A 9,296-nucleotide genomic window follows, 5' to 3' on the forward strand; every position below is an offset into this window, starting at 1 on the left:
AGGATCACTTTGTAAATATTTCATTTAATTAGTTTTTGCCTTACACTAGAGCGAGTTTAATAAGAAAAGGATTGGCGCGTTGGCAAGTTTAACTGGCGTAAATAAAAGCTTAATAATATTTGCAGCATTGGTGGTTGTATTAGCCGGTATAAAAGCCGCAAGTGTTATTATAATTCCCTTTATTTTGGCAGCGTTTATTGCCATTGTATGTAACCCGCTAATCACTTTTTTTGGCCGCTATCGTATCCCAAAAGGGGTTTCTGTTGTACTTGTAGTACTTATGATTGTAGGCTTAGGTGTTAGTTTAGGCGGCCTTGTTGGCCAATCAGTTAACGACTTTTCTCAGCAACTTCCTGAATATAAAGCTCAACTAAAAGAAGAGTTTGTATGGCTGGTCGACCTTGCATCGCAATACAATATTTTAATCGATAAAGATCAAATACTCTCCATGTTTGACCCAGGTAAAATGGTCGATGTAGCCACTAATATGCTCACTGGTTTAGGTGGCGTAATGGCAAACATGTTTTTAATTATTATAACGGTGGTATTTATGCTTTTTGAAGGGCCTTCAATAAGCAAAAAAATCCATATGGCGCTTGCTGATCCTGATAGAAAAATGGAGCAAATAGACCGCTTTTTGGCCTCTATTAACTCGTATTTAGCAATTAAAACCTTAGTGAGTTTAGGTACAGGTATTATTGCTGCATTTTACCTTTGGATTTTAGACGTTGATTACTTTGTATTGTGGGGCGTTTTAGCGTTTATGTTTAACTACATCCCTAATATAGGCTCTATAATTGCTGCAGTACCTGCAGTGTTATTAGCCCTCATCACGCAAGGCGCGTTAACAGCTGGACTTGTAGGGGCTGGGTACTTAGTTATTAATACTGTTATGGGTAATATTGTTGAGCCTAAATTTATGGGCAAGGGATTAGGACTTTCTACTTTAGTGGTGTTTTTATCTTTAATATTTTGGGGCTGGTTGTTAGGCACTGTGGGTATGCTGCTATCAGTACCACTTACCATGATTGTTAAAATAGCGCTTGAGGCAAGTGATGAAGGGCGTTGGGTTGCAACACTACTGGGTACTGGTGAGTCGATAGACGATAAATAATACTAACTCGTTAAAATTGCATATTTGATCAATAAAAAAAGCGATTAATACACTGTATTAATCGCTTTTTTTAAGCTTAATATTTGCTTTAAAGAGGCTGCTTAAGTACTCGGGTAAACTGTTCAATGAGGGCAAGTTCACACAGTTTGTAATCAATAGCGGCTTGGCTGGCATTTGGTAGTTTTAATATATAGCGCCATTGGCAGCTTGCTTCAATATACTTTTGATGGTTATTTATGCTGCGATTAAATAATATAAGTACTTGTGTGTTTCCGCTTTGCTCTTCTAGTTTGGTGAGTTCATATTTACGTTTTTGAACCCAGGTACCTTGATTGTATTTAGCCTGATTTATTTGCGTGTCTAAACATTGTGTATAACGTTTGGTTTGGCTCGGTGTTGCGTTGTTATCAAGCGTACACTGTGTTTGTGCACTTACATTACTGCTTAGGGTTAAAAAGCTCGTAAAGACTAGTAAAAGGCTATTTTTTATCATGGTAATTAAACTCTAAAATAAATTGTGCGCCGCCTAGGGTGTCAGACTTATTAATTGTTAAGTGCCCGTTATACGATTTTACTAAGTCAGAGACTATGGCCATACCCACACCGTGGCCACTTTCGTATGTGTCTAGGCGGGTACCACGGGTCAATAAAGACTCACGTTTATCTTCGGGCACACCGGGTCCATCGTCACTAATACCTATACATAGTGTTTTACTTTGCACCACTCGTACTTCTACTTGTGAGCGACATGCTTTACAAGCGTTATCAATTAAATTACCGAGTAACTCCATTAAATCGGTTTGATCCCCTAAAAAGTAATCTTTGTCCGAAACAGTACAATTAAATATGATGTCTTTATCACGGTATACTTTTGCCATTGCACTTAAAATAGAATCAATAACAGGTTTAACCTGGGTTTGTTTTTTCCATGTGTCTGAGGCACCTGTGGCTGCACGTTTTAGCTGATGCTCGATCATCACATTAATTCTATCCAGTTGCTCTTGAGCATCCGCATCGTTAGCAAGCGGGCTTGATTTTAAAACCGCCAAGGGGGTTTTTAATGCGTGTGCTAGGTCACTTAAAGAGGCTCTGTAACGCTCTTTTTGACGCTGCTGCGATTCAAGCAATAAATTTAAATCTGATTTAATTGTTTGTAGCTCGATAGGGTATAACCCTTTAATTTCTTGAATGTCACCCGACTCAATTGCTTTTATTTCTTTATCTAGGCGTTGTAACGGTCGGCCGCTCCAAATAAACCCAATCGCCATTAAAGCTGCAATCGCAATCCCCATTATAAACATCCAATCAACGAGGGTTTGCTTAAAGCCATCCATTAACCTCAGTAGTGCATCGTTTCGTTTAAGTAATATAAAACGTGCCTGCTCTGATTGATCAATATTATTTAAAATTACCGTCAGGCTTAATTGCCAATATACTGCGTTATTATAAACCACGCGTCTGAAATCAGCTGCACCTGCTTTAGGCTCGATGTACTGAGGTTTAAAGTTAACATTAACCGCTGATTCTGAGTGCCAAACAGGTACGTCATCGCGGTAAATCATGGCGTAGGTATCTGAATTTAGATTGTTAAGCTCAGGCGTCAAAATTGTGCTGGGCATAACAATGCCGCGCTCTGTAAAATCGACTTCAGAAATAAGGGAGTATAAATGAGCTTCGAGGTTTTTTTCAGTGGTTTCAACTAGTGAGGCGTAATACGCTTTACCAATCGAGTAAAATAGAATGGGTAATGCCACCAACAAAACAAAGACAAGGATAAATCCTTGCCTTATTTTAAGCGATATTTGCGATGCTACCACTGACTTTTAAGCCTGTAACCACGCCCACGTAGTGTTTCTACAGGGTTTAATGTGCCTTCAGGGTCTAATTTTTTACGTAAACGAAGTACAAATACTTCAATCACGTTAGAGTCAAGATCAAAATCTTGGTCGTAAATGTGCTCAGTAAGTTCTGATTTAGAAATTACTTTTTGCGGGTTAACCATTAAATACTCAAGTACTTTGTACTCATAAGCTGTAAGGCTTAGTTCTTTGTCGTTCACCCACACTTGTTGCGAACGAGTATGAATTTTAATTGGACCTGCAGTCATTTCTGGGTTTGCTTTACCCGCACTGCGGCGAATAAGTGCGTTACAACGCGCAATTAATTCTTCAACATGAAACGGCTTAGTTAAGTAGTCATCGGCACCAGCATCGAGGCCTTCAACTTTGTCTTGCCAGCGGTCGCGCGCTGTTAAAATCAAAATAGGGATAGTCACGCCTTGTGCACGTGCTTTGTTAATTAGCTCAATACCGTCAATTTTAGGTAAGCCTAAATCTACCACCGCCATGTCGAGTGGGTATTCTGTGATATGGAAAAGGCCAGCTTCTCCATCGTGGCATAAATCAACACTATAACGCTCTTTTTCTAACGCATTACGTAGGTTGTCTGCTAAGTGTAAATCATCTTCTATAACTAAAATTCGCATTTGCTAATCCTTTTTCACTTCGCCGGTTTTTTTATTTATATGTAAATCAACGACGTGGCCGTCAGATTTGAGTATACGTACAGTATAAAACTTTGCTTGCTCTGTAATTTTTAAGGTTTTACCGTCTGTTTCTTCTTTTGCAAGTATTACGGCCTTCTTTTTGCTGATCTCCGTTTTTTTTACTGCTGTGGTAACAGCCGGATTTGCGTGAGCAGCGCCAATGACGCTAATACAGGCAATTAAACCGAGGGTTAATAATACACGCATGACGGAACTCCTAGATAAAACCCAGCTATTCTAATTAACTAAGCTATAAAAACTCAAGTAAAAACGTCTATTGTGCGTTTTTACTTTTGCCAGCTTAATCAATTAGCTGTGAACCAACCCTGAATTAATTAGCGGTTTAAATTAAGGGAGCAGGTTATGCTGGTAATACTTTTTTGTATGGTTTCACAACAGTATTAGCGTATACGCCGGCTGCAACGTAAGGATCAGCTGCCGCCCATTCACGTGCTTTTTCAAGTGATTCAAATTCGGCAATAACCAATGAGCCAGTAAAGCCGGCATCTTGTGGATCTTCACTATCAATTGCTGGCAGTGGGCCTGCAACAAATAAACGGTTTTGAGAGTCGAGTTCGCTTAAGCGTGCTAAGTGGGCGGGGCGGGCTTCTTTTCTAAGCGGTAAGCTGTTTTCAACATCGGTTGAATAAATCATGTACAACATAGTCATTCTCAAAAAAATGTTAAGTTTAATTACGCAAATACTAGCACAAGGTTGATAGTTGGTGAACAGATTACAGTTAAACCTAGCTTTACAGTTATTAATTATTTTTAGTGTGTAATTGCTTGAAAAGCGCTGTGAAACACTGGTAGAGTCGCTTGAATAACTTAAAAATAACAAGGTTAATACATGAGCAATAATAGAGAGCACTTTAGCTCCCGTCTTGGCTTTATACTTGCTGCAGCGGGTTCTGCTGTAGGTATTGGTAATTTAGTAGGCTTTCCAGTCTCGGCAACTAAAAATGGTGGTGGTGCATTTTTACTTGTTTACGCTTTGTTTGTTGCTTTTATTTGTTTGCCGGTCATGATGGCCGAAATGGCTATGGGTCGAAACGCGCAAAAAGACCCGCTCGGTTCGTACAAAGCGCTGGCAAATAACGACAAAAAATGGAAGTTTGCAGGCTTTTTGGCGGTATTAACCCCGTTTATGATTGCCGTGTTTTATATGGTGATAACCGTATGGATTTTTGGCTACTTGAGCCAAACCGCTTTAGGTAACTTAGATGCACTGGCCGATCCTAGTCATTTCGGTAGCTTTATAAACAGCTACACCGTGTTTGGTTATATGGCTGTGGTGGTAATTATTGTTAACCTCATTTTGTTAGGTGGGGTTAAGCAAGGTATAGAAAAAGCGGCTAAGTTTTTAATGCCGGCTTTATTTGTCATGTTAATAGCTTTAGTTGCCTACGTACTAACGCTTGATAATGCCATGGCGGGTGTTAAATATTACGTTATTCCTGATTTTTCTAAAATGAGCGCGAGCGTGCTTAACGGTGCATTAAGCCAAGCGTTTTTCTCGCTATCGCTAGGTATGGGCATTTTGATGACATACGCCTCGTACATCTCTAAAAAAGATGACATTGTAGGCAGTGCAAAAATGGTGGCTATTACCGACTCATTAGTGGCATTTGTTGCCGGCTTAATGGTGTTGCCAGCAATATTTAGCTTTGATCCAAATACAGACCCAGCCGCACTTTCTGACTCATCTGTGTCTATGATATTTGTATACTTACCTAAAATTTTATTAGCACTACAAAATGATATAGGGTATTTTGGGGCATCAGCGGTAGCGTTTTCGTTCTTTTTACTAGTGTTTTTTGCTGCGATTACCTCGCTTGTATCCATAGTAGAAGTACCTACAGCCACCCTTAGCGACCGCAAAGGGATCAGCCGTAAAAAAGCGTTAGGTATTTTAACTTTTTCTACAGGTATTTTAACCGTTCTGTGTACAATGTCGTTTGGTATGGTTGATAGCTTAACGTCGTTTACTAGTTATGGCAGCGCCAATAAAAGCTTTTTTGATATTGTTTACGATGTGTTTTACGACACTATATTGCCACTGAATGGTTTAATGGTGTGTTTATTTGTAATGTATCGCTGGAAAAAAGCGCGCCTTACAGAAGAGCTTAGCCAAGGCTCACCAAATTATGCGGGTAGTTTTATGGAGAAATACGTTAACTTTTCTCTATCTACGTTCATTCCGGTCATTTTATTAGCCATATTTATTAACACAGTAGCGACTAAGTTTTTTGCCATTAAGTTATTTGGTTTTTAGACTAAAAGAACGTTGCCAAAAGCCGCGTTTATACGCGGCTTTTTTGTGTTTAAAATAGCGGCTTAGCTTGTTAGCTAATAGCGCCTGAGTCTAATGAACTGCCAATCCCCAATGTAAACATCCACAAGCCCCATAAACTATGCTCAATTACACACACTATGGTTGAGCGGCTTTGCGCGTAGGTAAACGAAAATAATAACCCGCCTAAAAATGCTAACCCTAAAGCCACCCAATTGGCATACACAATATGGGCAAGGGCAAACACCGTTGCGCTTACCACGATACGTACTCTTTTTTTGGGCATAATGCGTTTATAGCGATGAAAAAAGTAAGTTCTGAAAATAAGCTCTTGTGGTAATACCGACAGCAGCGGGTAGAGGAAGAGGAGCATTAACCAGTTATAAAATGAGTGCAGGGGCATACTAAACCAGTTTTCTTGATGAATAATGCCGTAAAGCACACCCGAAAAAAGGGCACCTAAAAAAAAGAAACTAAATAAACGGCGTTTTACCGCAGAAAACTGCCCTAGGCTTGTGAGCCTAAAGCGTTTAAAGTGAGGGTCGTTCAGTAATAACATGCAACACACACTCATTAAAATAATCAGTGCGGGTATTAACCAGTTAGCAAGGTAACTACGAAGGGTAAAGCCTATTAAAGGCAATAAAACAAATATGAGGGCAAATTCAAACCAGCGGTATTGATTGGCGTTCAAGGTCGTCTCTGATTGATTTTTTATAAATGCTATCAAGCACAGACGACACTTTTATGACCAAAACGTTATTTAGCAGGCTCTTCTTCATCAGGTAAGTATTTATACAAAGAAAAAATAGTGATCAAAATACTCACAAAGGTAATGGCCATTAAGCCAAACACTTTAAAGTTAACCCAAAAATCGAGTGAGAAATTATACGCAATATAAATATTGAGTACCGCGATACCAGAGGTAATGGCAACCCACATTAAGTTAAGCCTATTCCACACCGGCTCAGGTACATCAATCGCTTGTTTAGAGTCGTTGGCGTTTTCGAGAATTGAGCTTAGGGCTTTTTTAACAAGATTTTTATTAAGTACATAACGGCTAATTAATAAGGTGAGGCTTAATCCCGCGTAAATTAGCGTGGCTTTCCATTTTATGTATTGTTCGTCGTGCAATACTAACGTTAATGTGCCAAACACCGCTGCGATAGCAAAAAATACCCATTGGCGAGTCGGTACTTCGCCGTGCTTAAAGTAGCTATAAGCAACATGAATAAGGGTTGTTACCATTAACAAACCCGTTGCCCAGTAAATATCAACCAGTTTAAATACCGCAAAAAATAATATTAGCGGGATGTATTCAATCAATGCGTGCATATACTACCTAAATTATACAAAAAGAAGTCATGGAAGTTTTTACCACATAACGCAGCGTAACTACAAGGTTGACTTGTTGCACTGTAAGCCTTAGCCTGCGGGGCTTTAATTATTCATCATCATATTCCCACACTTAACCAATACTGATTAAGTGTGCATTTAGGAGCCTATAATGAACAAAGCACAACTAGTTGCTAATATGGCACAGCACAGCGAGCTTACAAAAAAAGATACACAAGCAGCCTTATCAAGTTTACTAAAAGTGATCACAAAGTCGCTTTCTGAGGGCGATCAAGTGCAAATAAGTGGCTTTGGCACTTTTGCATTAAGTTACTATCCAGCGCGCAGCGGGCGAAACCCACAGACAGGCGAAAGTATTGAAATAGAGGGCGCTAATAAAGCCGTATTTAAACCGGCTAAAGCACTAAAAGAGCGTTTATAAATCATTTATTTTGCCTAACTCTAATCCCCTAAATTGCGCTTAACTTAGGGCCACCTACGTGTAGTCACTTCTTTAAAATACTTTATTGCTATGTAGATTGTTCAAACCCTCTAAATGATTTACATAGCCCTTATCATTTATTATAAATTATTACTTTAATTTCAATAATTTAAAGTTGGCATTGCTTATGCTTTTTTATATGTGTAACTAACTTATTTTAAGCAAATACAATAAGGAGATCTCTATGTCTACATTACAAACAAGTACACGTTTACAAGGTAAAAAGATTGCTATTTTAGCAACCGATGGCTTTGAGCAAAGTGAGCTGTTATCGCCACGTGATGCTTTACTTAACGCTGGCGCCGAAATTGATATTGTGTCGGTCAAAGAGGGCGAAATTACTGGATGGGATGAAGATAAATGGGGCGACAAAGTAAGCGTAGATAAACTTGTTACCAATGCCAGTGCCAGCGATTACGATGCGCTAATGTTACCAGGTGGCTTATTTAACCCAGATACGTTACGTCAAGATAAGCACGCAAAAGCGTTTATAGACGGCTTTTTTGGCGCAGAAAAAAACAAACCTGTAGCCGCTATTTGTCATGCACCATGGTTACTTGCCGAAATTAACAAATTACGCGACCGTACCGTTACCTCATTCCCAAGCATCAAAAGTGATTTGATCAATGCGGGTGCAAACTGGGTGGATGAAGAGGTGAGTGTAGACCAAGGTTTAGTTACAAGCCGCAGTCCTGCAGATTTAGAAGCATTTAACGCTAAATTTATTGAAGAAATTTTGGAAGGTAAGCATCAAGCTCACTAAGTTAAGAGCTTAATAAAAAAAGGGCATTTTAGATGCCCTTTTTTAATGCGTCAATTTTAAGTTTTTACAATGCGGTGGCCGCTTTCATATCAGCTACAAACGCTTTTAACTTTGATGTCATCGCGTCTAAATCACTCAGGTTTGCCTCAATAATTTTAACAACCGCAGAGCCAGAAATAGCACCGGCTGCGCCTGCGTTGAGCGCAGCTTTTACATCATCGGGGGTTGATATACCAAAGCCTAACAATGCAGGGGCAGCATGGTATTCACTTAGTTTAGTAACTATATTGCCTGCAGGCATTTGTGCTTTAGTATCGGTACCGGTTACACCTGCACGCGAGAGTAAATACGTATAACCACGGCCATAAGATGCACATTGGCGAAGGGTGTCGTCATCAGCATTTGGTGTGGCAATAAATATTGGGTCTACACCGTTAGCCATGGCTGCTTTTCTAAACATTTTAGACTCATGCAGTGGCACATCAGCAACTAAAATAGAGTCTACGCCCGCCGCTTTAGCATCTTTATAAAATGATTCAAGGCCGTGTTTAAACACAAGGTTAGAATACAATAATAAACCAATTGGAATATCTGCATTGTAATCGCGTATTTCTTTAATTATATCAAAGCAATCTTGCGTATTAATATTTACATCTAACGCGCGAATATTCGCTGCTTGAATAACTGGGCCATCAGCGATTGGATCCGAAAACGGAATACCTAGCTCGAGTGCGTCCGCGCCGC

The 9,296-nt window shown here is 39.5% G+C and carries 12 protein-coding genes; 4 read left to right on the plus strand and 8 right to left on the minus strand.

What is annotated here, in order from left to right; genetic code table 11:
* The first annotated feature begins 79 nt into the window (after positions 1 to 79).
* Positions 80 to 1,114, plus strand: coding sequence for an AI-2E family transporter (locus AABI99_RS11190; RefSeq protein WP_338365850.1), 1,035 nt, complete (start codon positions 80 to 82; stop codon positions 1,112 to 1,114).
* Positions 1,115 to 1,202: 88 nt separating this feature from the next.
* Here AABI99_RS11190 and AABI99_RS11195 read toward each other — a convergent pair whose 3' ends face one another.
* From AABI99_RS11195 to AABI99_RS11215, 5 genes are all read right to left on the minus strand, one after another.
* Positions 1,203 to 1,607 carry a hypothetical protein gene (locus AABI99_RS11195; protein ID WP_338365851.1) on the minus strand — a complete coding sequence of 135 codons (405 nt, stop codon included), beginning with the start codon at positions 1,605 to 1,607 and terminating at the stop codon, positions 1,203 to 1,205.
* Positions 1,594 to 2,931, minus strand: a complete 1,338-nt coding sequence (locus tag AABI99_RS11200; protein ID WP_338365853.1) for an ATP-binding protein — start codon at positions 2,929 to 2,931, stop codon at positions 1,594 to 1,596. The genes AABI99_RS11195 and AABI99_RS11200 overlap by 14 nt, the downstream gene beginning before the upstream one ends.
* Positions 2,925 to 3,599 (minus strand): response regulator transcription factor, encoded by a 675-nt coding sequence (locus AABI99_RS11205; protein WP_004586804.1) that lies wholly within the window; start codon positions 3,597 to 3,599, stop codon positions 2,925 to 2,927. The genes AABI99_RS11200 and AABI99_RS11205 overlap by 7 nt, the downstream gene beginning before the upstream one ends.
* A gap of 3 nt (positions 3,600 to 3,602) precedes the next feature.
* Positions 3,603 to 3,866, minus strand: a complete 264-nt coding sequence (locus AABI99_RS11210; RefSeq protein WP_338365856.1) for a hypothetical protein — start codon at positions 3,864 to 3,866, stop codon at positions 3,603 to 3,605.
* Between the two features lie 154 nt (positions 3,867 to 4,020).
* A complete protein-coding gene (locus AABI99_RS11215; protein WP_138541259.1) occupies positions 4,021 to 4,323 on the minus strand; it encodes a YciI family protein in 303 nt (100 codons plus the stop codon).
* Between the two features lie 186 nt (positions 4,324 to 4,509).
* Between AABI99_RS11215 and AABI99_RS11220 the strand changes: the two genes are divergently transcribed.
* Positions 4,510 to 5,934 carry a sodium-dependent transporter gene (locus AABI99_RS11220; RefSeq protein WP_338365858.1) on the plus strand — a complete coding sequence of 475 codons (1,425 nt, stop codon included), beginning with the start codon at positions 4,510 to 4,512 and terminating at the stop codon, positions 5,932 to 5,934.
* 70 nt (positions 5,935 to 6,004) lie between these two features.
* Here the strand turns inward: AABI99_RS11220 and AABI99_RS11225 are convergent, their stop codons facing one another.
* Positions 6,005 to 6,646, minus strand: a complete 642-nt coding sequence (locus AABI99_RS11225; protein WP_338365859.1) for a CPBP family glutamic-type intramembrane protease — start codon at positions 6,644 to 6,646, stop codon at positions 6,005 to 6,007.
* 65 nt (positions 6,647 to 6,711) lie between these two features.
* Entirely contained in the window at positions 6,712 to 7,287 is a 576-nt protein-coding gene (locus tag AABI99_RS11230) for an inner membrane-spanning protein YciB (protein ID WP_338365860.1), read from the minus strand.
* A gap of 172 nt (positions 7,288 to 7,459) precedes the next feature.
* On the opposite strand from AABI99_RS11230, the gene AABI99_RS11235 reads away from it, so the two are divergent.
* Together AABI99_RS11235 and AABI99_RS11240 are read left to right on the plus strand one after the other, a co-directional pair.
* Positions 7,460 to 7,729, plus strand: a complete 270-nt coding sequence (locus AABI99_RS11235; protein ID WP_338365861.1) for an HU family DNA-binding protein — start codon at positions 7,460 to 7,462, stop codon at positions 7,727 to 7,729.
* Between the two features lie 244 nt (positions 7,730 to 7,973).
* Positions 7,974 to 8,552 (plus strand): type 1 glutamine amidotransferase domain-containing protein, encoded by a 579-nt coding sequence (locus tag AABI99_RS11240; protein WP_338365862.1) that lies wholly within the window; start codon positions 7,974 to 7,976, stop codon positions 8,550 to 8,552.
* 64 nt (positions 8,553 to 8,616) lie between these two features.
* On the opposite strand, the gene trpA is transcribed toward AABI99_RS11240, so the two are convergent.
* Positions 8,617 to 9,296, minus strand: a 680-nt coding sequence (gene trpA / locus AABI99_RS11245) for a tryptophan synthase subunit alpha (RefSeq protein WP_338365864.1), incomplete at its 5' end; no start/stop codon positions are given.

Origin of the sequence: uncultured Pseudoalteromonas sp. (genome assembly GCF_963922945.1) — a bacterium.
GTDB lineage: Bacteria > Pseudomonadota > Gammaproteobacteria > Enterobacterales > Alteromonadaceae > Pseudoalteromonas.

Bases quoted from the DNA above. Each gene is read 5' to 3' on its own strand.
- AABI99_RS11205 (WP_004586804.1), bottom strand. From the start codon at position 3,599: ATGCGAATTTTAGTTATAGAAGATGATTTACACTTAGCAGACAACCTA.
- AABI99_RS11215 (WP_138541259.1), bottom strand. From the start codon at position 4,323: ATGTTGTACATGATTTATTCAACCGATGTTGAAAACAGCTTACCGCTT.
- AABI99_RS11230 (WP_338365860.1), bottom strand. From the start codon at position 7,287: ATGCACGCATTGATTGAATACATCCCGCTAATATTATTTTTTGCGGTA.
- AABI99_RS11240 (WP_338365862.1), top strand. From the start codon at position 7,974: ATGTCTACATTACAAACAAGTACACGTTTACAAGGTAAAAAGATTGCT.
- AABI99_RS11220 (WP_338365858.1), top strand. From the start codon at position 4,510: ATGAGCAATAATAGAGAGCACTTTAGCTCCCGTCTTGGCTTTATACTT.
- AABI99_RS11235 (WP_338365861.1), top strand. From the start codon at position 7,460: ATGAACAAAGCACAACTAGTTGCTAATATGGCACAGCACAGCGAGCTT.
- AABI99_RS11210 (WP_338365856.1), bottom strand. From the start codon at position 3,866: ATGCGTGTATTATTAACCCTCGGTTTAATTGCCTGTATTAGCGTCATT.
- AABI99_RS11195 (WP_338365851.1), bottom strand. From the start codon at position 1,607: ATGATAAAAAATAGCCTTTTACTAGTCTTTACGAGCTTTTTAACCCTA.